A 25,528-nucleotide genomic window follows, 5' to 3' on the forward strand; every position below is an offset into this window, starting at 1 on the left:
GATGAGCGACCAGAAGGGCCGCGTCGTGATCGCGGGAGCGAGCGGCTTCGTGGGGCAGTACCTGCAGGAGGCCTTCACCGAGGAGGGCTACCAGGTCGTCACGGTCGGCCGGACCGGCGACGCCGTGTGGGGCAACACCCTGCGCATCCGCGAGCTCGTCGACGGTGCCGCCATGGTCGTGAACATGGCGGGGAAGAGCGTCAACTGCCGCTACGGACGACGCAACCGCGCCGAGATCATGCGCTCCCGGGTGGACACCACGCTCGAGCTCGCCGAGGCCATCCGCACCGCCGAGCACCCGCCGCCGCTGTGGCTGAACGCCTCGACCGCGACGATCTACCGGCACGCGGACGACCGACCACAGGACGAACTGACCGGCGAGCTCGGCGAGGGGTTCTCGGTCTCCGTGGCCCGCGCGTGGGAGGACGCCTTCTTCGGCGCCGACCTGCCGTCGACCCGTCGGGTGGCACTCCGGATGGCGATCGTCTTCGGCGACGGCAGCGCTCTCGTGCCGCTCATCCGGCTGGCGCAGACGGGGCTCGGCGGCCCGCAGTACGACGGGCCGTGGGTGCCGACGCGCTCCCGGCTCCGTGCCGGCACGTACCACCACCACCGGCCCACGCACGGTCGGCAGCGGTTCAGCTGGGTGCACATCGCCGACGTCCTCGGCTCGATCCGGTTCCTCCGCGACCACCCGGAGATCGAGGGTCCGGTGAACGTGTCGAGCCCGAACCCGTCCGACAACCGGACCGTGATGGCGACGATCCGCGACGCCGTGGGCCGCCGGTTCGGACTGCCGACGCCCCGTTGGATGCTCGAGGTCGGCTCCTTCGCGATCCGCACCGAGACCGAACTCGTGCTGAAGAGCCGGTGGGTGGTGCCGACGCGGCTGACCCAGGCCGGCTACGAGTTCCGGTACCCGCACCTGCGCGGGGCGCTCGCCGGGATCATCGCGGAGCGCCGCCAGCACCGGGGCTGAGCACCGGCACCGGGACCCCGTCGACCGGCGTCGGCTCCGGGACCTCGGACGGCGACGGGTGCGACGGACCCGACGCGCGTGCCGGTCGCGACGACCACAGCACCGCCCCGACCACGACGGCACCGGCGAGCACCTCCACCAGGTCGGGCACCTCGCCGAAGGCCGCCCACGATGCGAGCACGCCGACGACCGGCACGAGCATCGAGAACGGCGCGACGGTGCTCGACGGGTAGGTCGCCATCAGTCGCGACCAGATGCCGTAGCCGACCAGGGTCGCGACCAGCACGATGTAGAGCAGGCCGAGGTCGGCTGGCAGTGCCTCGGCGGTGAATGCCGTGCCGAGTGCGGCGCCGATGCGGTCCCGCCCCTCGACCACGAAGGACAGCACGGCCATCGGGATCGGCGGCACGACCGACCACCAGAGCGTCAGGTGCAGCGGGTTCGCGGCGCCTGCTCGTCGGGTCGCGACGTTGCCGATCGCCCACCCGAGCGCGCCGCAGAGCGCCAGCACCACCGGCAGCAGGGCCGCCGTCTGCGAGCGGTGCAGGGCGATCAGGCCGAGGGCGGCGACGGCGATCGTCACGCCGACGACCTGGCGTCCGGTGAGCCGTTCGCGCAGGAACACGCCGGCGAGCACCACGGTGAACGGTGCCGACGCCTGCAGCACGAGCGACGCGAGCCCGGACGGCATCCCCGACGCCATGCTCAGGTACAGGAACGAGAACTGCAGCACCCCGAGTCCGAACCCGACGAGCAGCAGCCGCCCGAACGGGATCCTCGGCCGCGGCACGAACAGCAGCGTCGGGACCGCCAGGATCGTGAACCGCAGGGCCGCGAGCAGGAACGGCGGGAAGTGCTCGAGCGCGAGCGCGGTCGCGGGGAAGTTGAGGCCCCAGACGACGGCGACGACCAGGGCGAGGAGACGGTCACGAGCGGTCATGCTCCGATCGTGACGGCTCCGAACGTGTAGGACCAGCGAATTGTTCGCAACCGACGTTGTAGCCTCCCTGCATGGTCGATTTCGACGTGCAGCTGCTCGCCGTCCTCCGCGAACTCGCCGAGCGCGGCAGCGTCACGGCGGTCGCCGAGGCCACCCACCGGACACCCAGCGCGGTGTCGCAGCAGCTGCAGACGCTGCAGCGGCAGGTGGGCGTCCCGCTCGTCGAGCGGGTGGGTCGCGGCGTCCGGCTCACCGCCCACGGCGAGGTGCTCGCCGGCCTGTCCACCGGCGTCGCCACGGCGATCGCCCGGGTCGACGCCGCCTGGCAGGAGCACCTGGGTGGGGCGACGGGACGCGTCGACCTCGCGATCTTCCCGTCGGCGGCCGAACTGCTGCTGCCCGGGGTCCTCACCCGGATGCGCGCGCACCCCGGCATCGAGCTGACGCTCGTCGACGTGGACGTCAGCGAGGGGGAGTTCGCGCCGCTCGCCGCCGACCACGACATCGCCGTCGGGCACCGGTCCGACGGCGTGCGGCCGGCGGACCAGGGATCGGTGGAGACCGTGCCGCTCCTGCGCGAACCGCTCGACGTCGCGGTGCCACCGGGGCACCGGCTCGCCGGTCGCGAGCGGGTCGGGATCGACGAGGTCGTCGGCGAGACCTGGATCGGCGTGCCCGAGGGCTACCCGATCGACCGGGTCCTGCAGGCGATGGCGGCGGCGTCGGACGCCCCACCGAGCGTCGCCTTCCGGACGATCCACCTCCCCGTCATCGAGAACCTGGTCGCCGCAGGCCACGGCGTCGCACTCGTGCCGCGGTACACCTCGGGCACCCGGGCGTCCGGCCGGTTCCACCTGGCCGAGCTGGCCGACGTGCGCGCGGGGCGCCGGATCGAGGCGCTGGTCCGCCCCGACCGTGCGGTCCGCCCCGTGGTGCGCACCGTCCTGGAGGCACTGGTCGCCGAGGCCCTGGACGTCACCACCTGAGACGGTCGCGCCCACTGCCGGGCGCACGCCGGGCCTCCCGTCCGGACGTGGGCCGCGGCAGACCCGTTCCGTGCGCGGAAACGCGCTCAGCGCACCTGGAACGGGGTGCCGAGCGGCAGGAGCTCGGCCAACGCGGTGATGTCGGCGTTGTGCATGCGGATGCACCCGTGCGAGGCGGCGGTCCCGATGCTCGAGCTGTCGTCGGTTCCGTGCAGGCCGATCTGGCCCGGGCCGCCGCCGAACGAGTTGAGGACGTCCGAGAACGCCGTCGTGCCGTACGCGTACGGGCCGTAGCCGCTGTTCGTCGGGGCGAGCAGCTCGGTCAGGGCGAACCGGCCGGTCGGCGACGGGGTGCCACCAGTGCCGGTGGCCACCGGGTAGCTGTCGACGACCTTGCCGTCCTTGTACAGGTCGAGCGTGTTGTCCGCGCGGGTGACCACGATGGCGTACGGGTCCTCGGAGAGGGTGACCGCGCTCGTCGGGACCCACCCGGTGCTGCCGTTCGGGCGCTGCGCGAGCTGCACCTGCGCCCAGCCGTCCTGCTGGTCGACCACACGGAAGACCAGTGGTGCGCCGGACTGCTGCGGGTTCGACAGGGTGGTCGTGGCGGCGCCACCGGGCCTGCTGCTGACCGGCACCGAGTCGCCGCGGACGGCCGCGACGGTGGTGCTCGCGGGCGCGTCGACCGCATCGGTGGGGCCCGCGGAGCGCGTCGGGCCCGGTGTCGCCGTGGGGGTCGGGGTCGCGCTCGCGGCGACGGACCGTGTCGGGGTCGGCGCGGGGGCCGCCGACAGCGGGCCGAGGGCGACGAACGCCACCGCCCCGGCGCAGACGACGGCCACGGCGGCGGCGATCAGTGTCGCGCGCCGCCGTGGCTCGGTCGGGAGGATCGGCAAGATCAGCCCGTGAAGGTCGCCGTTCCGGGCACCGGCACGGCGACCGGCGCCGTGGCCGCGTCGGCCGTCACGGTGAGCGTCGTCGTGGCCGTCTGCCCCGACGACAGGCCGACGAGACCGAGCACGTAGGTGCCGGCCGAGTCGACGAGGTCAGCGGGCAGGACGATGGTCCCGGAGACGTTGCCGTCGGCGTCGGCACGGAACTGGACGCCGGGGATCGCGACGGCGTCGGCTGCGTCGCCGACCGCAGCGGTGACGACCTCGTTCGGGGCGAAGCCCGAACCCTGCACGCGGACACCGGTCGTGGTGGCCTCGGTCAGGGTGGCGGAGGTGGTGAGCAGACGTGCTGCCGCGGTGGGCTGCGGGGTGAAGTACGTCGTGGTGTCGTCGATGCGCAGGGCCGAGATCGAACCGCTGGCGTCGGCGGCGAGGGCCTGGGCGTCGGACTCGAGCGGCGAGGCGAGGCTCTTCAGCTCGGCGCCGGGGGCTTCCTCGACCGGGGTGGTCGGGGCCGTGGTCGGCTCGTCCGTCGGCTCGTCCGTCGGGGCGGGCGTCTCGGTCGGTGCCGGCGTCTCGGTCGGGGCGGGCGTCTCGGTCGGTGCCGGCGTCTCGGTCGGGGCGGGCGTCTCGGTCGGGGCCGGCGTCTCGGTCGGCTCGTCGGTCGCGGGCGGTGCGGGGACCTCGGCGGTGATGTCGATGCCGACGTAGACGACGTAGCCGACGACCTCGGCGTCCGCTGCCTCCAGGTCGGTGGCGAGCTGCGAGGTCGACTCGACCTCGCCGGTGGCGGGGTCGATCCACCGGGTGAGGCCGTCGCTGACACCGTCGGTGTTGCGGGCGTCGGTGGCGAAGACGACGGTCTGGGCGCTGGTGTCGCCGCCCTCCTGGATCGCGAGGCCGAAGCTCGTCGCCCCGGTCGTCGTGGTGCTGAGGCCGGAGGCGAGCGCCCCGACCTCTCCGCCGGGCACCGGCTTCGTCAGGCCGCGCACCAGGCCGACGGCCTCGCCGTCGGAGACCGAGAGGCCGTCCTCGTCGAGCGTCGCGAAGTCGGTGATCTTCCCGTCGGCGGTCGGGTCGGACAGTGCCGCCCAGTACCACTCGTCGTTCAGCGGAACGGTGCCCTCGGGTGCCGCAGTGAAGTCGGCGGCCGAGTCGGTCCAGGTCACGATCGCCGACGCGGCGGTGGTCGTCTGGTTCGCGGTGGAGACGGTGGGGACGAGCGCAGCGGTGACGCCGAGCACGGTGGCGCCGACGGCGGCCGCGGTGATGCGGGAACGAAGCACGGTGTGGAGATCCATCCGGTCAGAGGGCAGGGATCGTCCTCTGTGACGCCCCCGGTGCTGAGACGATGCTCAGCACCACGAACCTACCGACTTCATGAGGATTCCGCACCCCTTTGCGTCGTTCTCGGTGCATCTGGCCGGTGAACAACAGTGGTCGGGCCCGTACCGGGACCCGACCACTGGTTGTTCGCGGAACGTGTTCGCGACGTCCGACGCTCAGACGTCGAGGTGGTCGACCAGCTCGTCCGCCAGACCCGTGTACGTCGCCGGCGTCAGGTTCGTCAGGCGGGCCTTCGCGCCGTCCGAGATGTCCAGGCCGTTCACGAAGACGATGAGGTCCTGCTGTGTCACGCGCTTGCCGCGGGTGAGGTCCTTGAGCATCGCGTAGGGGTCCTCGATGTTCGACTGCCCGGCGGTGACCTCGGCGCGGATGACCGTCTGGATGGCCTCGGCGAGGACCTCCCAGTTGTGGTCGAGGTCGTCGGCGAGCTTGGCCTCGTTCACCGCGATCTCGCCCAGGCCCCGGCGCAGGTTGTCGAGCGCGAGCAGCGAGTGCCCGAACGCGACGCCGATGTTGCGCTGCGTGGTCGAGTCGGTCAGGTCGCGCTGCAGACGGCTCGTCACCAGGGTCTCGGACAGCGTGGAGAACAGCGCCGACGAGATCTCGAGGTTCGCCTCGGCGTTCTCGAACTTGATCGGGTTGATCTTGTGCGGCATCGTCGACGACCCCGTGGCACCGGCGACCGGGATCTGCGTGAAGTACCCCATCGAGATGTAGGTCCACACGTCGGTCGCCAGGTTGTGCAGGATGCGGTTGGCGTGCCGGACCCGGTCGTACAGCTCGGCCTGCCAGTCGTGCGACTCGATCTGCGTGGTGAGCGGGTTCCAGGTCAGCCCGAGGCCCTCGACGAACTCGCGGGACAGCGTCGGCCAGTCGGCCTCGGGGTCGGCGGCGAGGTGGGCCGAGAAGGTGCCGGTCGCACCGGAGAACTTGCCGAGGTACTCGCCGCCCTCGATCTGGGCCAGGACGCGCTCGAGCCGGTAGACGACGACCGCGAGCTCCTTGCCGAGCGTCGAGGGGGTCGCGGGCTGCCCGTGCGTGTGGGAGAGCATCGGGACGGCGCGCAGCTCGACGGCGAGGGTCCGCAGCTTCTCGAGCACGGCACGGTACGCCGGCAGCCAGACCTGGTCGACGGTGTCGCGCACGGTCAGGGCGTAGGACAGGTTGTTGACGTCCTCGCTCGTGGCGGCGAAGTGCGTGAGCTCGGCGATCGAGTCGAGCCCGAGCTCCGACAGCCGTCGGCGGACGAAGTACTCGACGGCCTTGACGTCGTGGCGCGTGGTGGCCTCGATCTCGGCGAGTTCGGCGATCTGGTCGTGCCCGAAGGTCTCCGCGATGCGCCGGAGCGCGGCCTTGTCGTCGACGCTGAGCGGCGAGGTGGTGAACATCGCGTGGTCGGTCAGGAAGACCAGCCACTCGACCTCGACCACGATGCGTGCGCGGTTGAGCCCGGCCTCGGAGAGGTGCTCGCCCACCGTGTGCACGATCGGGTAGTAGCGCCCGTCGAGCGGGCTGATCGGCTGCGGGGGAAGGGGGGTCATGGGGCTCCCTGACGGACGGCCGGCTCGAGCTGGTGGAAGAGCGCCCGGCAGGCCCGTTCGACGGTCGAGAGCACTCGGTCGAACTCGTGCCGGTCCGCGTAGTACGGGTCCGGCACGTCGGTCTGCTGGGGCCAGGCGTCGTCGTACCGCAGCAGGAGCGTCACCTTGGCGGAGTCGTCCATGGTCGGGGCCCACGATCGCAGGACGCGTTCGTGGGAGCGGTCGAGTGCGACCACCAGATCGAGGTCCGGGAACCGGTCCGGGTCGAACTGACGGGCGCGATGCCTGCTGCCATCGTATCCGCGCGCCGCGAGGGCGGCGATCGTGCGCTCGTCGGCCGGTTCGCCGACGTGCCAGTCGCCGGTGCCGGCGGACTCGACCTGGAAGCGGTCGGCGAGCCCGGCGTCCGCGGCGATCTGCGCGAAGACGACGCCCGCCATGGGGGACCGGCAGATGTTGCCACTGCAGACGAACGAGACGCGGAACGGGGCGTCGACGTCCGGGGCCATGGTCACATCATGGCCCAGGGAGGTGTCCTCCGCGAGGTCCGTCCGCGTCACGCCCGCTGGCGGTTCAGCACCGGACGGACGAACAGCCCGATCAGCCAGGCGAAGACGGCGAGCACGAAGGCGCCCACGATGCCCCAGCCGAAGGACTCGACCTCGAGTCCGAAGCCGAACGCGTCCGAGATGCCCGCGACGATGAGCAGCAGGATCGCGTTCACGATGAAGGAGATGAGCCCGAGGGTCAGGATGTAGATCGGGAACGCCACGATCCGGATCAGCGTGCCGATCACGGCGTTGACGAGCCCGAACACGAAGGCCACGAGCAGGTAGGTGAGCACGGTGGCCGTGGTCCCACCGTCGCCGAACGCGGTGACGGAGACGCCGCTGACGATGAGCGTGGTGAGCCAGAGGGCCACGGCGTTGACGACGAGGCGGACGAGGAATCGCATGCACCCATGATGCCCTCCGACACCCGCGCAGTCACCGACACTGCCCGCACGGCCGCGGGTAGCCTGTGCAGGTGAGCGAGCAGCGTGTGCACATCCGGCCGGAGATCGCGGTCCTCCCCGCCTACAAGCAGGGACGCCAGGCAGCCGACGACGCCTTCAAGCTGTCGAGCAACGAGAACCCGTTCCCGCCCCTCCCCGGCGTCGTCCAGGCCGTGCAGGCACAGACCGCCTTCAACCGCTACCCCGACGCCACCGCCCTCGCCGTCCGCGCCGCGCTCGCGAACCGCTTCGGGCTGACCGCCGACGAGGTGCACGTCGCCCCCGGCAGCGTCGCGATCCTGCACGAGCTCGCCCGCGCGACCTCCGGCCCGGGTGACGAGATCGTCTACGCCTGGCGGTCCTTCGAGGCCTACCCGGGTGTCGTCACCGTCGCGGGGGCCACGAGCGTGCAGGTGCCGAACCGGCCGGACGGCGGCCACGACCTCGACGCGATGGCTGCCGCCGTCACCGAGCGCACCCGCATGGTGATCGTCTGCACCCCGAACAACCCGACCGGCCCGATCGTGACCCAGTCCGAGTTCGCGTCCTTCATGGCCGCGGTGCCGCAGTCCGTCCTGGTCGTGCTCGACGAGGCATACGCCGAGTTCGCCACCGACGAGACCGCCGTGCACGGGCACCCGCTCCTCGCGCAGTACCCGAACCTGGTCGTCCTCCGGACCTTCTCGAAGGCGTACGGTCTCGCGGGTCTGCGCGTCGGCTACGCCCTCGGTCCGGTGTACGTGCTCGACGCGGTCCGTGCGTGCGCGATCCCCCTCTCCGTCACGGCCCAGGGTCAGGCGGCTGCACTGGCCAGCCTGGAACGCGAGGACGAACTGCTCGAGCGGGTGTCCGAGATCGCCACGCTCCGCGACCACATCGTCACCGAGCTCCGCGAGCAGGGGTGGGCCGTGCCGGACGCCCAGGGCAACTTCGTCTGGCTGCCCACGGGGGACGGCACGGTCGCCGCGGCCGCCGCCTTCGAGGACGCCGGCATCATCGTGCGGCCCTTCCCGCCGGAGGGTCTCCGCATCTCGATCGGCGAGCACGAGGCTGTGGAAACGCTCCTCGAAACGGCCCGCTCGCTTGTGGGGGACCTCCAGGTGGCCGACTGATGGCTGCCGCTACGCTGGCCCGCATGTCATTCCGCGCCGCGGCTCCCGCGACGACCACCGTCCGGCTCCTCGACCCCGAGGGTCGGTTCGTGGAGACCGACGAGAACGCCGAGTTCGCCGCCGCCGCGCGGGCGATCCCCGATGAGACCCTGCTGGCGATGCACCGCCGCATGGTCCTCACCCGACGGTTCGACCACGCCGGCCACAACCTGCAGCGCACCGGCCAGCTCGGCCTCTGGGTGCCGAGCCACGGGCAGGAAGCCGCGCAGACCGGCTCCGCCTTCGCCCTGCGCGCCCAGGACCACGTCTTCCCCTCGTACCGCGAGCACGCCGTCACGATGCAGCGCGGCGTCGAGCCGATGGAGATCATCGCGATGTACCGCGGGCAGACCCACGGCGGGTGGGACCCGGACCAGCGCGGCAACACGCACATCTCCACCCTGGTGATCGGCTCGCAGACCCTGCACGCCACGGGCTACGCGCTCGGTCAGAAGCTCGACGGCGACGTCGGCACGGGCGACCCCGACCGCGACGCGTGCTCCATCGTCTACTTCGGCGACGGCGCGACGAGCCAGGGCGACGTGAACGAGGCGTACGTGTTCTCGGCGTCGACCAAGGCGCCCGTCGTCTTCTTCCTGCAGAACAACCACTGGGCGATCTCGGTGCCGGTGTCGGTGCAGTCCCCGACGCCGCTCGTCGACCGCCCGCGCGGCTTCGGGATCCCGAGCGTGCTCATCGACGGCAACGACATCCTCGCCTCGTACACGGCCTCGGTCGTCGCCACGGACCACGCCCGCAGCGGTCAGGGCCCCGCGTTCATCGAGGCGGACACCTACCGCATCGGCGCGCACACCAGCTCGGACGACCCGAGCCGGTACCGCGCCGACGGCGAGCTCGAGGACTGGGTCCGCCGCGACCCGATCGTCCGCTCCGAGGCGTACCTGCGCTCGAAGGGCGCCACCGACGCACAGTTCGCCGCGTTCGACGAAGAGGGCGAGGACATCGCCGCCGACGTCCGCCGCCGCACCGTGGCACTCACCCCGCCGTCCGTCGACGTCATGTTCGACAACGTCTACCGCGAGCCGCACCCGCTGGTCGCCGAGCAGAAGGCCTGGCTCGAACAGTACGAGGCCGGCTTCGAAGGGGGCGCCCACGCATGAGCACCACCGAGCAGCTCTTCGACTACACGCTGCGCTCCCACCCGGGCGCCGGCGAGGTCCCGAGCGACCCCACCCCGACCCTGCCGATGGCGAAGGCCCTCAACGCCGGACTCGCCGCGGCGATGCAGGCGGACGAGAAGGTCCTGCTGATGGGCGAGGACATCGGCCAGCTCGGCGGTGTCTTCCGCATCACCGAGGGCCTGCAGGACCGGTTCGGCCCGGAGCGCGTGCGGGACACCCCGCTCGCCGAGGCCGGCATCATCGGCACCGCGATCGGCCTCGCCCTGCGCGGCTACCGCCCCGTGGTCGAGATCCAGTTCGACGGCTTCGTCTGGCCCGGCTTCGACCAGATCACCTCGCAGCTCGCGAAGATGGCGAACCGGCTGCCGGCGCACATGTCGCTCCCGGTCGTCATCCGCATCCCCTACGGCGGCCACATCGGTGCCGTGGAGCACCACCAGGAGTCGCCCGAGGCGTACTTCGCGCACACCCCCGGTCTGCGCGTCGTCAGCCCGAGCACGCCGAACGACGCCTACTGGATGATCCAAGAGGCAGTGGCCTCGAAGGACCCGGTCGTCTTCCTCGAGCCGAAGTCGCGCTACTGGCCGAAGGGCCAGGTCGACCTCGTCGACGGGCACGTCCCGATGCACACCACCCGTGTGGCGCGCACCGGCACCGAGGTCACCCTCGTCGGCCACGGTGCGATGGTCGCGACCCTGATGCAGGCCGCCGAGCTCGCCGAGTCCGAGGGGACGAGCTGCGAGGTCATCGACCTCCGCTCGATCTCGCCCATCGACTGGGAGCCGATCCTCACCTCGGTCCGCAAGACCGGTCGCCTCGTCATCGCGCAGGAAGCCTCCGGCTTCGTCAGCGTCGGCAGCGAGATCGCCGCCACGGTCGCCGAGAAGGCGTTCTACACGATGCAGGCGCCGCCGCTGCGGGTGTCCGGGTTCGACGTCCCGTTCCCGGTCTCGAAGCTGGAGCACCTGCACCTGCCGGACGCCGACCGCGTCCTCGAGGCCGTCGACCGCGCCCTCGCGTACTGATCCAGCTCGACTGACCCAACTCGTCCGAACGCCGAAGGAGCCGTAAGTGGCCGTCGCCGAATTCCCCCTGCCCGACGTGGGCGAAGGCCTCACCGAGGCCGAGATCGTGCAGTGGCGCGTCGCGATCGGGGACGAGATCACCGTCGACCAGGTCCTGGTCGAGATCGAGACCGCGAAGTCGCTCGTCGAGCTGCCGTCGCCGTTCGCCGGCACCGTCACCGGGCTGCTCGTGTCCGAGGGCGACACGGTCGAGGTCGGCAAGCCGATCATCCGTGTCGAGTCCGACGCGTCGGTCGCGTCCGGTGCGCCCGTCACGGCTCCGGCCGTGCCGACGGTTCAGTCGGGAGGCCCGGCACGGGTCGCCGACAGCGTCCCGACCTCGCCCGTGGTCGCGGCCACCCCGCCGGCAGCGCCCGCCCCGGCTGCTCCGGTCGTGCAGACCCCGCCGGCTCCGGCTCCCGCCGCAGCTCCCGTCAGCCCAGCCCCGGCCCCGGCTGCCGCAGCGCCCGTTGCCCCGTCGGCTGCACCGGTGCAGCCCGTCGCCGACGGCGCCTCCGTCGTCGGGACGGACGAGTCCTCCGGCGCCGTCCTCGTCGGCTACGGTTCGGCGACCTCGTCGCCGTCGCGTCGCAAGCCGGGTGCCCGCCGGGCCGCAGCACTCGCGGCCGAGGCGAGCCGTGCCTCCAGTGTGGATGCCGCAGCAGCGGCCGAAGCGGCCAGCGATCCCGGTGAGGACACCACCGCCGAGGCCATCGCCGGTCTGGCGTCCGCGCCCGCACGCAAGCAGACCGTCGCGACCAACGTGCTCGCGAAGCCGCCGATCCGGAAGCTCGCGAAGGACCTCGGCGTCGAGCTCGTCGAGATCGTGGCGACCGGCCTCGCCGGCGAGGTCACCCGCGACGACGTCATCCGGCATGCGAAGCAGGCCAGCGTCTTCCGCAACATCGAGACACCCGAGTGGGGTGAGGTGCGCAGCGAGACGATCCCGGTCAAGGGCGTCCGCAAGGCCATCGCGACCGCGATGACCACCTCCGCGTTCACCGCACCGCACGTGTCGCTGTTCGTCGACGTCGACGCGACCCACACGATGGAGTTCGTCAAGCGGCTCAAGGCCTCGCCGACGTTCGCCGGCGTCAAGGTCTCGCCGCTGCTCATCGTCGCGAAGGCCGTCATCTGGGCCGTCCGACGCAACCGTTCGGTGAACTCGACCTGGACCGACCGCGAGATCATCGTCCACCACTTCGTGAACCTCGGCATCGCCGCGGCGACCCCGCGCGGGCTCATCGTGCCGAACATCAAGGACGCGCAGGACATGTCGCTGCTCGAGCTGGCGCAGGCGCTCGAGGAACTCACCCTCACCGCCCGCGACGGCAAGACGACGCCGAAGCAGATGGCGAACGGCACCGTCTCCATCACGAACATCGGTGTGTTCGGCATGGACACCGGGACCCCGATCCTCAACCCGGGCGAGGTCGCGATCGTCGCCATGGGCACGATCAAGCCGAAGCCGTGGGTCGTCGACGGCGAGGTCCGGTCGCGCATGGTCACGACCATCGGTGCCTCGTTCGACCACCGGGTCGTCGACGGTGACGTGGCGTCGCGTTTCGTGCACGACGTCGCCTCGGTGCTCGAGGAGCCCGCGCTCCTGCTCGACTGAGCGTACGACGTGCGGGCTTCCGCAAACGTCGCGTGGTGTTCACACGGATGTCGGTGGTGCGGGGCATGATCGGGACATGGTCCACCAGCTCCTGACCCCCTCGCAGGAGATCCGAACGGATCGCCTCCTGCTCACCCCGCTCACGCCGGCCGACATCGACGACGTGCACGCGGTGTTCTCCGACGCCCGGACGTGGCAGCAACTACCGAGCGGTCGGCACGTCGCCCGGAGCTCGAGCGTGGACATGGTGCAGCGGAAGATCGGTGGTCGGGCTCGACACGGACTCGGCTCGTGGGCCGTCCGCACCGCTGCCGATCACGCGTTCGTCGGGGTCGGTGGCGTGGACATGACCGCCGGCGGGGTCTGGAACCTCGGGTACCGGTTGGCACCCTCCGCCTGGGGGCAGGGCTTCGCCTCCGAGATCGCCCTCGCTGCCGTGCGCGCGGCTGCCGACACCGCGCCGGACGTCCCCGTCACGGGGCGCGTGCTCACGAACAACCCGGCCTCCGCAGCGGTGCTCCGTCGTGCCGGGCTGTCACTCGTGTGGCAGGGGACTCCCGGGGTGCAGACGTCCTCTGCCGCGGGGGTCGAGGGGCAGGTCTGGACCGACCGGCTGCTCTCCGACGAACAGTTCGCCTGGCTCGTCCGCAACGCCTGAACCTCCCGCTGGTCCTCGCGGAACGTCACGCACGTTGGCGTTCCGAGGTCGACTCGCTACTGTGATGGGAACTGGTCATGTCCGCGCATGACCACCACCCAGGACCAGCAACGGAGCACGAGGGACGCATGACGAGCCGCATCACCGAGGGTGCCGAACCGAAGCACCAGCAGTTGCGGCGCATCCTGCTCGACCTCGCCACCGCGCGCCTGGCTCCAGGCGCCGCGATCCCGTCCGAACGCCAGCTCATCGCCGAGTACGGCGTCTCGCGGATCACCGTGCGCGAAGCCCTCGGGCAGCTCGTCAACGAGGGCTACCTCGAGCGCGTGCGCGGCAAGGGCACCTTCGTGGCGCACCGGCCCGTGCAGTCGACGTTGCACCTGGCGTCGTTCACCGAGGAGATGCGGGCGATGGGCCACGTGCCGACGACGGTCGTCCTGGTGCGCGAGGAGCGCGTGCCGCCGAGCGACACCGTGGCGGCCCTGCGGCTCGACGCCGAGGTGTCGGCGTTCCACGTGAAGCGGCTGCGCATGGCGGACGGCGCTCCGGTGTCGATCGACGACGCCTGGCTCGTCGCCGACGCGTTCCCGGGCCTCCTCGACCACGACCTGTCCGGGTCGGTGTACTCGATCATCGCCAACGAGTACGGCACCCCGATCGACCGCGCGCAGCAGACGGTGGCCGCGAACCCGGCCGCCGACGACGTCGCGACGCTGCTCGGCACGAAGACCGGCGCTCCGGTGCTCGAGTTCGACCGGGTGTCGTACGCGGGGGAGCGCCCCGTGGAGCACACCCGCAGCTGGTACCGCTCGGACCGCTACCGCGTGCAGATGGAGGTCACGGCGACCCCTGCGGTCGCCTGAGTCTCCGGCCGGGAACGCGAAAGCGACCGTGTGCCGCGAACAGTTCGCGGTACACAGTCGCTTCGGCGGGAAGGACCGGGGAAGGACCGGGTGGATCCGGGTCAGACCTCGAACAGGGTGTCGCCGTCGAGCACCGAGGTGCCCACCGTGCCCTGGTCGACGGTGTCCGGCGCCGAGCCGAGCACCACGACGGGGCAGATCGGCGAGTAGCCGGCGGCCGAGATCACCGAGGGGGTGAACCGGACGACGGGGTCGCCGGCCGTGACCGTCGCGCCCTCGGTCGCGAGGAGCTCGAAGCCCTCACCGGCGAGCTTCACGGTGTCGATGCCGACGTGCACGAGCACGTCCGTGCCCGCCGAGCCCTGGAGTGCGAAGGCGTGCGGGTGCAGCTTCACGATGGTGCCGTCGACCGGGGCCACAGCGGTGACCGCGCCCTCGACGCCCGTCGGGTCGACGGCCACGCCGGCGCCGACGAGCTGACCGGCGAACACCGGGTCCGGCACGTCAGCGAGGGCGACGACCGGACCGGCGAACGGCGTGCGGACCGACGTCACAGTTCGTCCTGGATGTCCTGCGCGAGGTTGTCGGCGACCGTGCCGACGATGACCTGCCAGCCGGTGCCGCCACCGACGACGGCCTGGGCGCCCGCGGCCTGCAGCGCGGCCTTGTCGACGAGGTCACCGTCCTCGACCTCGACGCGGAGGCGCGTGATGCAGCCCTCGACCTCTTCGATGTTGTCGGCACCGCCGAGCGCGGCGATGATGTCGGCTGCCTTGATGTCGGCCATCGTTTCCTCCTCGTTAAGGGTTTGCGTCACAGGTTGACACCGGACCGGTCTCGGATCAGACTACGGAACTGGTCATGACCGGACAGGACCGGACCTGGCGACACCGCCGAGGTTACCTGCGCTGGCTGCACGACTCAACTCACCCCGACAGCTCCACCCAATGACGAGAGGACATCCGATGAGCGCCACCACTGCCACGGACGTGCCGGAGAAGAAGAAGCCGAAGAAGCAGTCCCGGCTGTTCGCGCAAGCGCAGCGCCTCGGACGGAGCCTGCTCCTGCCGATCGCGGTCATGCCCGCCGCGGGCATCCTGCTCCGCCTGGGGCAGTCCGACATGCTCGGTGCGATCCCCGGCTTCGAGCAGGGCGCGACCATCATCGCCGCGGCCGGTCAGGCCGTGTTCACCTGGCTGCCGCTGCTCTTCGCGGTCGGCATCGCGATCGGGTGGGCGAAGAAGTCGGACGGCACCACCGCACTGGCCGCCGTCGTCGGCTACATGGTCATGTACCAGGTCTTCGCGGCCATGTCGCCGATCGTGCTCGACGGGGTGAAGGACGCGAACGGCAACCCGGCGACCATCAACTTCGGCGTCCTCGGCGGCATCGTGATGGGCCTCGTGGCCGCCGTGCTGTGGGAGAAGTTCCACCGGACGAAGATGCCCGACTTCCTCGGCTTCTTCTCCGGTCGTCGACTGGTCCCGATCCTCACCGCTGCCGCCGGTCTGGTCATCGCGGTCGCCATGTCCTTCGTGTACCGCTACTTCGACATCGCGCTCACGGCCGCCGGCCAGGCCGTCGCCGACAACGCGGTCATCGGTGGCGGCATCTTCGGGTTCGCGAACCGCATGCTCATCCCGATCGGGCTGCACCAGCTGCTCAACTTCTTCCCGTGGTTCCAGCTCGGCAGCTTCACCGGTGCGGACGGCGTCATCGCCCACGGTGACGTGAACCGGTTCCTCGCGGGCGACCCGACGGCCGGCACGTTCATGACCGGCTTCTTCCCGATCATGATGTTCGCCCTGCCCGCCGGTGCCCTGGCGATCTGGCGCAACGCCAAGCCGCAGAACCGCAAGCTCGTCGGCGGCATCATGCTCTCGGCAGCACTCACCTCGTTCGTGACCGGCATCACCGAGCCGCTCGAGTACTCCTTCATGTTCGTGGCGTTCCCGCTGTACGTCATCCACGCGGTGCTCACCGGCACCTCGCTGGCCCTCGTCAACGCGCTCGGAATCCACGACGGGTTCTCGTTCTCGGCCGGTGCGATCGACTTCGTGCTCAACTTCGGCAAGGCGGACGGGGCGATCTGGCTCATCCCGATCGGTCTCGGTTACGCCGTCATCTACTACTTCCTGTTCAGTTTCGTGATCAAGAAGTGGAACCTCCGCACGCCCGGGCGTGAAGAGGACACGATCGCCGAGAACACGATCGACGCGGCCACCAAGCCGTAAGCGCGCGTTCCTGCGAGACGGGAGGCCCGGTGCCAGCTGGCACCGGGCCTCCCGTCCTGCTGTCGTCGCCACCAGAGCCCTGGTACCGGTTTTGACAATCGTTATCAGCAAGCGCTACCGTCGGGGCATGCACAACCGACTCCTCGCCCTCCCGCTCGTCGCCGGCGCCGCCGCGCTCGCCCTGACGGGCTGCGCGACGTCTTCGAGCTCGGGCGACGCCGGCAGCGACGGGAAGATCGCCGTCGTCGCCTCGACCAACGTCTACGGCTCGATCGTCGAGTCGATCGGTGGCGACCACGTGTCGGTCACGAGCATCCTCGACGACCCCTCGCAGGACCCGCACTCGTTCGAGTCGAGCGCCCGAACCCAGCTCGCGGTGTCGAAGGCCGACCTGCTCATCGAGAACGGCGGCGGGTACGACGACTTCATGACCACCCTCGCCGACGCGTCCGACACCACGGCCGACACGATCAACGTCGTGAAGCTGTCCGGTCTCGACACGGGCGGCGACGCGGAGTTCAACGAGCACGTGTTCTACAGCTACCCGACGATGGTCAAGCTCGTCGACGACGTCACGAAGCGCCTGTCCGCGCTCGACGAGGGCGAGAAGGCCACGTTCGAGCAGAACGCCGACACGCTCACCGCGAAGCTCGAGGACCTCGAGTCCCAGACCGCCGACCTGAAGAAGACGTACGACGGCGACGCGGTGGCGTACACCGAGCCGGTGCCGGGCTACCTGTTCGACGCGATCGGCCTGGACAACGAGACCCCCGACGCCTTCTCCGAGGCGATCGAGGAGGACGACGACGTGCCGCCGGCCGCCCTCAAGGACACCCTCGCGCTGTTCACGAGCGGCGACGTGGAGCTCCTGGCCTACAACGACCAGACCTCCAGCCCGGAGACCGAACAGGTCAAGAAGGCGGCGGAGGACAACGACGTCCCGGTGGTCGGTGTCACGGAGACGCTCCCCGAGGGGCAGGATTACGTCTCGTGGCAGCAGGCGAACATCGACGCGGTGCAGGCGGCGCTCCAGAAGTGACGACCTCGACCGCAGCAGTGACGACCGACAGCCCGGCGACCACCTCGGTGGACGACCGGGCTGCGGCCCGTCCGGTCCTGGCGCTGCGCGACGCCGGGTTGTCCTTCGGTGAGCGGAAGCTCTGGGGCCACCTCGACCTGGACATCGCGCCGGGGGAGTTCGTCGCGGTCCTCGGGCCGAACGGTGCCGGCAAGACCTCACTCCTGCGCACGGTGCTCGGGCAGCAGCGCCTGACGAGCGGCACGATGTCGTTCCTCGGCCAGCCCGTCCGTCGCGGACACCGCAAGATCGGCTACATCCCGCAGCAGCGGCTCATGGAGGCCGGCACCCCGCTGCGCGCGCGCGACATGATCGCGCAGGGCGTGACGGGACACCGCTGGGGCGTCCTGCCGACCTCGAAGGCCGACCGGGCCCGCATCGACCGGATCCTCGACGAGGTCGGTGCCACCGCGTTCGCGGACGCCCCGGTCGCCGAGCTGTCCGGCGGTGAGCAGCAGCGCACCCGCGTCGGTCAGGCCATCGCCGCCGACCCGGCACTGCTGCTGTGCGACGAACCCCTCATCTCGCTCGACCTCCGGCACCAACGCGGTGTCACCGAGCTCATCGACCGGCAGCGTCGGCAGCACGAGTCAGCCGTGCTGTTCGTGACGCACGACGTGAACCCGATCCTCGACGTCGTCGACCGGGTCCTGTACATCGCCGGTGGCCGGTTCCGGATCGGTTCCCCGGACGAGGTCCTGCGTGCCGACGTCCTGAGCGACCTGTACGGCACCCCCGTCGACGTCGTCCGGACCATGGGGCGCATCGTCATCGTCGGCGCGAACGACGCGCACGACCACCACCACGGCGAGGTCGACCCGCACGCCCCGGCGTCGGACGAAGGGCGGATCTGATGGACGTCCTGTCGACGGTCTTCTCCTTCCAGGACTACGGCGAGCTCGTGGCCCTGGTGCAGAACTCGATCTGGGCCGGCGCGGTGCTCGGCATCGTCGGCGGGCTCATCGGCCCGTTCGTCGTCGCGCGGAACATGCCCTTCGCGGTGCACGGCATCTCGGAGCTGTCCTTCGCCGGCGCGAGCGCATCCCTGCTGCTCGGCGTCAACGTCGTCACGGGCTCGCTCGTCGGGTCGGTGATCGCAGCGCTGCTCATCGGGGTGCTCGGCTCGAGGGCGCGCGACCGCAACTCGATCATCGCCGTGCTCATGCCGTTCGGCCTCGGGCTCGGCATCCTGTGCCTGGCGCTCTACAAGGGGCGTGCGGCCAACAAGTTCGGGCTGCTCACCGGCCAGATCGTGTCGGTGGACAACCCGCAGCTGACGTTCCTGATCGTCATCGCCGCCATCGTCGTCGCGACCCTGCTCGTCATCTGGCGCCCGCTGGTGTTCGCGTCGGTGGACCCCGACGTGGCCGCGGCCGCCGGCATCCCGGTGCGGACGCTCGCGATCGTGTTCATGCTCGTCCTCGGCCTGGCCACCGCGGTGTCGGTGCAGATCGTCGGCGCGCTGCTCGTGCTGTCGCTGCTCGTCACCCCGGCGGCCGCGGCCCTGCGGCTCAGCTCGCACCCGGTCGTCGTGCCGGTGCTGTCCACGGTGTTCGCCGTGGTGTCGGTCGTCGGTGGGATCCTGCTCGCACTCGGCGGCGGTCTGCCGATCAGCCCCTACGTGACGACCATCTCGTTCGCGATCTGGGTGGTCTGCCGGATCGTCGGGGCCAGGCGGGACCGCCGTGGACGCGACCGGGTCGTCCGCCGCGACCAGCGTGGCGGGGGCGCAGCGGGCCTCCCGTCCGGAACGAACGGAACCGGAACCACCGGGACCGGGACGAAGCCGGCAGCCGGCCAGAAGGAAGAGGTGCCAGCATGAACGCCGTGCAGAAGGTCAAGCGGAACACGTGGCAGCGCGAAGCGGTGCGCGGTGCCCTCGACTCGACCGAGGGGTTCGTCAGCGCGCAGGCGCTGCACCAGCACCTGCGTGACGAGGGCTCGACGATCGGTCTCGCCACCGTCTACCGGGCGCTCGCCGACCTGGCGACCGAGGGCGACGCCGACTCGTTGCAGCAGGACGGCGAATCGCTGTACCGGGCGTGCACGACGGACGCGCACCACCACCACCTGATCTGCCGGAACTGCGGCCGGACCGTCGAGATCGAGGCGGACCCCGTCGAGCAGTGGGCGCAGGACGTCGCCGCGGCGAACGGGTTCACGAACGCCAGCCACGTCGTCGACATCTTCGGCGAGTGCGCGGTGTGCACGGCGGCTGGTGCCGGAACCGGAACCGGAACCGGAACCGGCACCGGATCACGGACCGGCGACGCCGCCGGCGAGTAGGGTCCGCGCCATGCACGTCATCCTCGTCCCCGGGTTCTGGCTCGACGCGAGCGCGTGGGACGACGTCGCCCCGGTGCTGCTGCAGGCGGGCCACACGGTCGAGGCGATCACCCGCGACGGTGACACGCTCGACGAGCAGGTCGCGGCGCTCGTGGAGCGCCTGGACGACGTCGCCAGCCCCGACGAGCCCGTCGTGCTCGCCGGGCACTCCGGTGCCGGACCGATCGCGTACATGGCCGCCGACCAGCGGCCCTCTCTCGTCGCGCACCTGCTGTACGTCGACACGTTCCCCGGCCCCGCCGGTGGCTGCGTCAACGACGAACTGCCCGTGGTCGACGGGGTGGTCCCGCTGCCGTCGTGGGACGTCTGGGAGCCGGCCACGGTTCGCGGGATGACGCCGTCCCTGCGCGAAGCGTTCGAGCACCGGGCGGTCCCGGAGCCCGCCGCGGTGCCGTCCGATCGCTTCCACTACGCCGACGCCGCCCGGCACACGATCCCGGCGACGGTGATCACCTGCGAGATCCCGGCGACCGAGCTCGCGACGATGGTGGCCGACCACCAGACCTGGGCCGAGGAACTCGTCGCCACCGAGGAGCTCAGCATCGTCGGACTCGAGACCGGACACTGGCCGATGTTCACGGCACCGCTCGAGCTCGGCGAGCTCATGGTGCGTGCGCTTGCGACACGCCCGGACCTCGCGTAGGCTCTCCCCTTGGTTCTCCACGTCCGCGTGGTGGACCCGTTGTTCCAAGCCCTCCGACCGTCGCGAACGCCGCGGTCGCGTGGTGCTCGTTCCCCCTTCGACAGGGGGCTGCGGGCCTGGGCGGTGTGCACAACCCCCTCGCATGCGCCACTCCGGTGGTCCTGCGCGTGCGCACCAGGCAAGTGAACTTGGGTGCGGCCGTCCGGTCGCACGGTACCTCAGGAGGAAACCATGGCAGCAGTGTGCCAGGTGACCGGCGCCGTTCCCGGCTTCGGTCACAACATCTCGCACTCGCACCGCCGGACGAAGCGCCGCTTCGACCCGAACGTGCAGAAGAAGACGTACTACGTGCCGTCGCTGCGTCGCAACGTGACGCTCAACGTCAGCGCTAAGGGCATCAAGGTCATCGACGCACGCGGCATCGAGTCCGTCGTCAAGGACGTCCTCGCCCGTGGGGAGAAGATCTGATGGCGAAAAAGGGTCAGGACATCCGTCCGATCATCAAGCTCCGCTCGACGGCGGGCACCGGGTTCACGTACGTGACCAAGAAGAACCGTCGGAACAACCCCGACCGTCTCGTGCTGAAGAAGTACGACCCGGTGATCCGCAAGCACGTCGACTTCCGTGAGGAGCGCTAAGCATGGCGAAGAAGAGCAAGATCGCGAAGAACAACCAGCGTGCCGTCATCATCGCGCGCTACGCCGAGCGTCGTCTCGAGCTGAAGAAGGCCCTCGTGGACCCGAACGGTACCGACGAGTCGCGTGAGGCCGCTCGCGTGGGCCTGCAGAAGCTGCCCCGCGACGCATCCCCGATCCGCTACCGCAACCGCGACGCGATCGACGGCCGCCCCCGTGGCCACCTGGGTGAGTTCGGCATCAGCCGTGTCCGCTTCCGCGACATGGCCCACCGTGGAGAGCTCCCCGGCATCACGAAGAGCTCCTGGTAAGCACTCGCAGTACCCGACGCCCCGTCACCTCCTGGTGGCGGGGCGTTCGCTGTGTACGGGGTACATGCGACCCGTCATTCGTCACATCTGCCCCTCCAGCACCCGTCTCCGAGCCCGACAAGCCCGGAAATCCGGGCGAGTCGGCTGTTTTCACCCCCTGCGGCTGGTAGGTTCAACTCCGGTTCCGCCGGGCCCTCGGCCCACTGGCACCGTGGCACGGGGCAACCGCTCCGGGCGCCGGACGGCACGCTCGTCCGACCGATACTGCAAGAAGTCCGAGGAGGACATCCATGGCTGACAAGTCACTGAACCGCACCGAGCTCGTCGCTGCCGTCGCCGCCGAGTCCGGCCAGAGCCAGGCCACCGTCAACGGCGTCGTCGACGCGCTCTTCAGCGTCGTCTCGTCGTCCGTCGCGGACGGCACGAAGGTCACGATCCCCGGTTGGATCGCCTTCGAGAAGACGCACCGCGCCGCCCGCACCGGCCGCAACCCGCAGACGGGTGAGGCCATCGAGATCGCCGCGAGCGACTCGGTCAAGGTCAGCGCCGGCTCGAAGCTCAAGGCTGCGGTCAAGTAAGACTGTTCCGCACATCGGGAGGGACGGCTTCGGCCGTCCCTTTCGTCGTTCCCGGGGCGCGTTCGTCGCGTCGGGTCGCGTTCGTCGCGCTGGGTCGCGTTCGTCGCGCTGCGTCGACCGGGAGGCCCGTGCCGGTTCCCACAGATCGGCTCGGCCGGTTCTGCGGCCGGGTGGGCACCGCCTAGGCTTGACGGGTGAATCGGATCGCGCGCATCGCCGGTCCCGCCGTGCTCCTGCTCGTCGGGTTCGTGGCGCTGCTCACGGCACTCGTCATCGGCGGTGGTGCGAACGCAGCGCTGATCGCCGACCCCGGCCCCCTGGTCCGTTTCGGGCTGCCGATCTCCCGGCTGGTCGTGGACCTGTCCGCCGCCGCGACGATCGGCGGTCTGGCGCTCGCCACCGTCGGTCTCTCGCGGTCCGGCCCCGAGTGGAACCGCGCCATCGACGTCGCGGCCGCCGCGAGCGGCATCTGGACGGTGTCGTCCGCGGTCACCACCTTCTTCACCTTCCTGAGCGTCGCCGGCTCGGAGATCAGCATCGACGAGCAGTTCGGCCAGTCGATGGGCGTGTTCCTGACGGGCACGGACCTCGGCCTCGCCTGGCTCGTCACGGTGCTCGTCGCCGCCGCCGTCACGGTGCTCTGCTTCGCCGTGCGCTCGCGGGGGATGGTCGCCCTGACCGCCGGCGTCTCGATGATCGGCCTCATCCCGCTCGCGCAGCAGGGCCACGCCGCCGGTACCGCCAGCCACGACGCCGCGGTCACCGCGCTCGGGCTGCACCTGGTCGGTGCCGCGCTCTGGGTCGGTGGCCTGACCATGCTCGTGCTCCTGCGCGGCGTGCTGCCGGGTGACCGTCTGGCCGTGGTCGTCGCGCGGTACTCGAGCATCGCGCTCGGCTGCTTCGTGCTCGTGGCGGTGTCGGGTGTCGCCTCGGCCCAGATCCGTGTCGCCGCCCTGTCGAACCTGTTCACGCCGTACGGCACCCTCGTGCTGGTGAAGATCGGCGCCATCGTGGTCATCGGGGTGCTCGGTGCCGTGCAGCGTCGGCGTGCGATCCGGTCCCTGGCCGAGGCACCGGCACGGCACCGCCCGTTCTGGACCCTGATCGTGGTCGAGCTCGCCGTGATGGGCGTCGCGTCCGGCTTCGCCGCGGCGCTCGGACGCACGGCGACCCCGGTCGACCAGATCGCGCTGAGCAAGACGACCGACCCGAGCCCGGCCGAGCTGCTCACCGACGACCTGCTGCCGCACGCGCCCGGGGCCTGGGGCTGGCTGACGCAGTGGAACATCGACCTGTTCTGGCTGATGGCCGCCGTGTTGCTCGCCGCGACGTACGTCGCCGGCGTCGTCCGCCTGCGCCGTGCCGGGGTCCGCTGGCCGGTGCGCCGTTCGGTGGCGGCTGCCCTGGCGATCGTGTCGCTCGTCGTCGCGACGTCCGGTTCGCTGCACCAGTACGACCGGTTCCTGGTGTCGGCGAACGTCGGCGCGCACGTGCTGCTCGGCCTGGTGGTGCCGGCGCTGGTGTGGGCGGCGGCTCCGGTCGTGCTCATCCGGGCTGCGGTGCACCCTCGCGACGACGACAGCACCGGGGTGCGCGAGTGGACCGGTGTGCTGGTCGACAACGCCGCGGTCCGCTACCTGGTGCAGCCCTTCCCCGCGTTCCTGCTCGCCGCAGCGGTGTGGTGGGCGTACTTCGCCACCGACGCCGTTCGCTGGTCGGTGAGCGACTCCACGGGACGCACCGTCATCGACGTCGGCTTCCTGCTCATCGGACTCCTCGCGATGCCGACGCTGTTCACCCCCGTCGCGGCCGGCCGGACCCACCCGACCCGCGGTGCTGCGGTCGTCCGGATCGTCGGAGCCGTGGTCGTCGCGGCAGGGGCGGTGTCACTCGGCGTCGCGATGCGCGGGCCGCTCGGGCTGCTGCAGGCGTCGTGGTTCGGTGCGATGGGACGCACGTGGGGGCCCGACCCGCTCGTCGACCAGGCCCGCGGGGGGCTCGTGCTCGTGGCCGCCGGCGTGCTGCTCCTGGTGGCGGTCGTCGTCGTGGTGCTCGTGCAGCTGCGGCGTGCCGGAACGTCGGGTCGCACGCCCGCGGCGGACGCTCGCACGCCAGCGGCGGACCTGCGCACCCTCGAGCGGGACGCCCGATGAGCGTCGAACTCAGCGACGAGCAGCGGGCCGTCTTCGAGTACATCGAGCACACCCGCGACCACGTCTTCATCACCGGTCGGGCGGGGACGGGCAAGTCCACCCTGCTCAACCACCTGTCGTGGAACACCGAGAAGCAGGTCGTGATCTGCGCACCGACCGGGGTCGCGGCCCTGAACGTCGGCGGTCAGACGATCCACTCCTTGTTCCGCTTGCCGATCGGCCTGATCGCCGACGCCGAGCTGCGCCAGGGGCCGGACACCCGGAAGCTCCTGAACACCATCGACACCCTGGTCATCGACGAGGTCTCCATGGTGAACGCCGACCTGCTCGACGGGATGGACCGCTCGCTGCGGAAGGCCCGCGGGCGGCAGTTCGAGGCGTTCGGCGGCGTGCAGGTCGTGATGTTCGGAGACCCGTACCAGTTGCCGCCGGTGCCGGGCGGCGCCGACGAGCGCGCGTACTTCACCGACCACTACCGGTCGATGTGGTTCTTCGACGCCAAGGTGTGGCTCGAGGCGAAGCTGAACATCATCGAGCTCGCCACCGTGCACCGCCAGCGCGACGACGCGTTCGCCGCCATGCTCACGGCGGTGCGGCACGGCCGGGTCACCGCCGAGACCGCGGACCAGTTGAACACCGCGGGCGCGCGGCCCTCGCCCGACGACGCCATCACCCTCGCCACCCGGAACGACACCGTCGCGCGCATCAACAAGGCGGCGCTCGACCGGTTGCCCGGCAAGGTCAAGACCGCGAAGGCCGACGTCAACGGCGACTTCGGCGGGCGGAACTTCCCGGCCGACGAAGCACTCGAGCTGAAGCCCGGCGCGCACGTGATGTTCCTGCGCAACGACGCCGACCAGCGGTGGGTGAACGGGACGCTCGGCATCGTCACGGCGATCCGCGACACGGTGTGGGTCGACGTCGACGGGGAGTCGTTCGAGGTCCAGCCGTCGGTGTGGGAGAAGTTCAAGTACTCCTACGACGCCGACAAGAAGGAACTCAAGAAGGACACCGTCGGCGAGTTCCAGCAGTTCCCGTTGCGGCTCGCCTGGGCGGTCACGATCCACAAGTCCCAGGGCAGCACCTACGACCGAGCGGTGGTCGACCTCGGCAACCGGGTGTTCAGCGCCGGACAGACGTACGTCGCGCTGTCACGGCTGACCTCGCTCGAGGGGCTGTACCTGACCCGGCCGCTGCGGCCGCAGGACATCATCGTCGACACGGACGTCCGACGCTTCATGTCCGAGGCACCACGCATCGTCGCGACGGCACTCGAAGCCCCGAAGCCGGAGCCTGCGTCGGACCCCGACTCCGACGACGACGCCTGACACACCCGCACCCGTGCCCCGCACACGACGACGCCCGCCTGCCGCA

General features: G+C 70.9%; 28 protein-coding genes. 20 read left to right on the forward strand and 8 right to left on the reverse strand.

All coding sequences use genetic code 11. The features are described from left to right. Position 1 precedes the first annotated feature (1 nt). A complete protein-coding gene (locus ACXKZB_RS02365; protein ID WP_488824556.1) occupies positions 2-979 on the forward strand; it encodes an epimerase in 978 nt (325 codons plus the stop codon). Here ACXKZB_RS02365 and ACXKZB_RS02370 read toward each other — a convergent pair. After that, on the reverse strand, positions 948-1,919 hold the full coding sequence (locus ACXKZB_RS02370) for an EamA family transporter (RefSeq protein ID WP_488824557.1): 972 nt from the start codon (positions 1,917-1,919) through the stop codon (positions 948-950). The two genes, ACXKZB_RS02365 and ACXKZB_RS02370, sit on opposite strands and share 32 nt — an antisense overlap. 71 nt (positions 1,920-1,990) lie before the next feature. Between ACXKZB_RS02370 and ACXKZB_RS02375 the strand changes: the two genes are divergently transcribed. Then, a complete protein-coding gene (locus tag ACXKZB_RS02375; RefSeq protein ID WP_123310680.1) occupies positions 1,991-2,905 on the forward strand; it encodes a LysR family transcriptional regulator in 915 nt (304 codons plus the stop codon). A gap of 86 nt (positions 2,906-2,991) precedes the next feature. Here the strand turns inward: ACXKZB_RS02375 and ACXKZB_RS02380 are convergent, their stop codons facing one another. From ACXKZB_RS02380 to ACXKZB_RS02400, 5 genes are all read right to left on the reverse strand, one after another. Continuing rightward, complete coding sequence (locus ACXKZB_RS02380) at positions 2,992-3,801, reverse strand: L,D-transpeptidase family protein (protein WP_488824558.1); 810 nt, start codon at positions 3,799-3,801, stop codon at positions 2,992-2,994. Between the two features lie 2 nt (positions 3,802-3,803). Beyond that, the gene (locus tag ACXKZB_RS02385; RefSeq protein ID WP_488824559.1) at positions 3,804-5,099 is read right to left on the reverse strand and encodes a hypothetical protein; all 1,296 of its coding nucleotides are present in this window, start codon (positions 5,097-5,099) and stop codon (positions 3,804-3,806) included. A gap of 201 nt (positions 5,100-5,300) precedes the next feature. Beyond that, positions 5,301-6,686: an adenylosuccinate lyase gene (purB, locus tag ACXKZB_RS02390; RefSeq protein ID WP_488824560.1), complete on the reverse strand. Its 1,386-nt coding sequence runs from the start codon at positions 6,684-6,686 to the stop codon at positions 5,301-5,303. Further along, positions 6,683-7,195, reverse strand: coding sequence for a low molecular weight protein-tyrosine-phosphatase (locus ACXKZB_RS02395; RefSeq protein ID WP_123312163.1), 513 nt, complete (start codon positions 7,193-7,195; stop codon positions 6,683-6,685). The genes purB and ACXKZB_RS02395 overlap by 4 nt, the downstream gene beginning before the upstream one ends. Positions 7,196-7,242: 47 nt before the next feature. Next, positions 7,243-7,641 (reverse strand): phage holin family protein, encoded by a 399-nt coding sequence (locus ACXKZB_RS02400; protein ID WP_111087052.1) that lies wholly within the window; start codon positions 7,639-7,641, stop codon positions 7,243-7,245. A 71-nt stretch (positions 7,642-7,712) separates the two neighbouring features. Between ACXKZB_RS02400 and ACXKZB_RS02405 the strand changes: the two genes are divergently transcribed. The 6 genes from ACXKZB_RS02405 to ACXKZB_RS02430 all read left to right on the forward strand — a co-directional run bounded on the left by ACXKZB_RS02405 (position 7,713) and on the right by ACXKZB_RS02430 (position 14,176). After that, positions 7,713-8,792, forward strand: coding sequence for a histidinol-phosphate transaminase (locus tag ACXKZB_RS02405; RefSeq protein ID WP_488824561.1), 1,080 nt, complete (start codon positions 7,713-7,715; stop codon positions 8,790-8,792). Between the two features lie 23 nt (positions 8,793-8,815). Continuing rightward, positions 8,816-9,952 carry a thiamine pyrophosphate-dependent dehydrogenase E1 component subunit alpha gene (locus ACXKZB_RS02410; RefSeq protein WP_123310666.1) on the forward strand — a complete coding sequence of 379 codons (1,137 nt, stop codon included), beginning with the start codon at positions 8,816-8,818 and terminating at the stop codon, positions 9,950-9,952. A gap of 86 nt (positions 9,953-10,038) precedes the next feature. After that, on the forward strand, positions 10,039-10,998 hold the full coding sequence (locus ACXKZB_RS02415) for an alpha-ketoacid dehydrogenase subunit beta (protein ID WP_488825941.1): 960 nt from the start codon (positions 10,039-10,041) through the stop codon (positions 10,996-10,998). 46 nt (positions 10,999-11,044) lie between these two features. Continuing rightward, positions 11,045-12,655 (forward strand): dihydrolipoamide acetyltransferase family protein, encoded by a 1,611-nt coding sequence (locus ACXKZB_RS02420; RefSeq protein WP_488824562.1) that lies wholly within the window; start codon positions 11,045-11,047, stop codon positions 12,653-12,655. Between the two features lie 76 nt (positions 12,656-12,731). After that, positions 12,732-13,313, forward strand: coding sequence for a GNAT family N-acetyltransferase (locus tag ACXKZB_RS02425; protein ID WP_488824563.1), 582 nt, complete (start codon positions 12,732-12,734; stop codon positions 13,311-13,313). 128 nt (positions 13,314-13,441) lie between these two features. Continuing rightward, a complete protein-coding gene (locus tag ACXKZB_RS02430; protein WP_123293453.1) occupies positions 13,442-14,176 on the forward strand; it encodes a GntR family transcriptional regulator in 735 nt (244 codons plus the stop codon). A gap of 101 nt (positions 14,177-14,277) precedes the next feature. Here the strand turns inward: ACXKZB_RS02430 and ACXKZB_RS02435 are convergent, their stop codons facing one another. Then, the gene (locus ACXKZB_RS02435) at positions 14,278-14,730 is read right to left on the reverse strand and encodes a PTS sugar transporter subunit IIA (protein ID WP_488824564.1); all 453 of its coding nucleotides are present in this window, start codon (positions 14,728-14,730) and stop codon (positions 14,278-14,280) included. Next, positions 14,727-14,963 carry a PTS sugar transporter subunit IIB gene (locus ACXKZB_RS02440; protein WP_071253138.1) on the reverse strand — a complete coding sequence of 79 codons (237 nt, stop codon included), beginning with the start codon at positions 14,961-14,963 and terminating at the stop codon, positions 14,727-14,729. The genes ACXKZB_RS02435 and ACXKZB_RS02440 overlap by 4 nt, the downstream gene beginning before the upstream one ends. Positions 14,964-15,141: 178 nt before the next feature. Between ACXKZB_RS02440 and ACXKZB_RS02445 the strand changes: the two genes are divergently transcribed. The 12 genes from ACXKZB_RS02445 to ACXKZB_RS02500 all read left to right on the forward strand — a co-directional run bounded on the left by ACXKZB_RS02445 (position 15,142) and on the right by ACXKZB_RS02500 (position 25,482). Then, positions 15,142-16,410, forward strand: a complete 1,269-nt coding sequence (locus ACXKZB_RS02445) for a PTS transporter subunit EIIC (protein ID WP_340197237.1) — start codon at positions 15,142-15,144, stop codon at positions 16,408-16,410. Between the two features lie 127 nt (positions 16,411-16,537). Next, a complete protein-coding gene (locus tag ACXKZB_RS02450) occupies positions 16,538-17,449 on the forward strand; it encodes a metal ABC transporter solute-binding protein, Zn/Mn family (protein ID WP_488824565.1) in 912 nt (303 codons plus the stop codon). A gap of 47 nt (positions 17,450-17,496) precedes the next feature. After that, positions 17,497-18,342 carry a metal ABC transporter ATP-binding protein gene (locus ACXKZB_RS02455; protein WP_488825943.1) on the forward strand — a complete coding sequence of 282 codons (846 nt, stop codon included), beginning with the start codon at positions 17,497-17,499 and terminating at the stop codon, positions 18,340-18,342. Beyond that, positions 18,342-19,310: a metal ABC transporter permease gene (locus tag ACXKZB_RS02460; protein ID WP_488824566.1), complete on the forward strand. Its 969-nt coding sequence runs from the start codon at positions 18,342-18,344 to the stop codon at positions 19,308-19,310. The genes ACXKZB_RS02455 and ACXKZB_RS02460 overlap by 1 nt, the downstream gene beginning before the upstream one ends. Continuing rightward, positions 19,307-19,774, forward strand: a complete 468-nt coding sequence (locus ACXKZB_RS02465) for a Fur family transcriptional regulator (protein WP_488824567.1) — start codon at positions 19,307-19,309, stop codon at positions 19,772-19,774. The genes ACXKZB_RS02460 and ACXKZB_RS02465 overlap by 4 nt, the downstream gene beginning before the upstream one ends. Positions 19,775-19,784: 10 nt before the next feature. After that, complete coding sequence (locus ACXKZB_RS02470; RefSeq protein WP_488824568.1) at positions 19,785-20,477, forward strand: alpha/beta fold hydrolase; 693 nt, start codon at positions 19,785-19,787, stop codon at positions 20,475-20,477. Between the two features lie 231 nt (positions 20,478-20,708). Next, positions 20,709-20,945: a 50S ribosomal protein L28 gene (rpmB, locus tag ACXKZB_RS02475; protein WP_111085377.1), complete on the forward strand. Its 237-nt coding sequence runs from the start codon at positions 20,709-20,711 to the stop codon at positions 20,943-20,945. Next, a complete protein-coding gene (gene rpmG / locus ACXKZB_RS02480) occupies positions 20,945-21,115 on the forward strand; it encodes a 50S ribosomal protein L33 (RefSeq protein WP_017886456.1) in 171 nt (56 codons plus the stop codon). Before rpmB ends, rpmG begins: the two co-directional genes overlap by 1 nt. Positions 21,116-21,117: 2 nt before the next feature. Further along, a complete protein-coding gene (rpsN, locus tag ACXKZB_RS02485) occupies positions 21,118-21,423 on the forward strand; it encodes a 30S ribosomal protein S14 (RefSeq protein ID WP_017886455.1) in 306 nt (101 codons plus the stop codon). Between the two features lie 290 nt (positions 21,424-21,713). Next, positions 21,714-22,001: an HU family DNA-binding protein gene (locus ACXKZB_RS02490; RefSeq protein ID WP_111085379.1), complete on the forward strand. Its 288-nt coding sequence runs from the start codon at positions 21,714-21,716 to the stop codon at positions 21,999-22,001. A 194-nt stretch (positions 22,002-22,195) separates the two neighbouring features. Beyond that, a complete protein-coding gene (locus tag ACXKZB_RS02495) occupies positions 22,196-24,154 on the forward strand; it encodes a bifunctional copper resistance protein CopD/cytochrome c oxidase assembly protein (protein ID WP_488824569.1) in 1,959 nt (652 codons plus the stop codon). Beyond that, entirely contained in the window at positions 24,151-25,482 is a 1,332-nt protein-coding gene (locus ACXKZB_RS02500; protein ID WP_488824570.1) for an ATP-dependent DNA helicase, read from the forward strand. The genes ACXKZB_RS02495 and ACXKZB_RS02500 overlap by 4 nt, the downstream gene beginning before the upstream one ends. Positions 25,483-25,528 lie beyond the last annotated feature (46 nt).

This window comes from Curtobacterium sp. ABR8, from assembly GCF_057812125.1.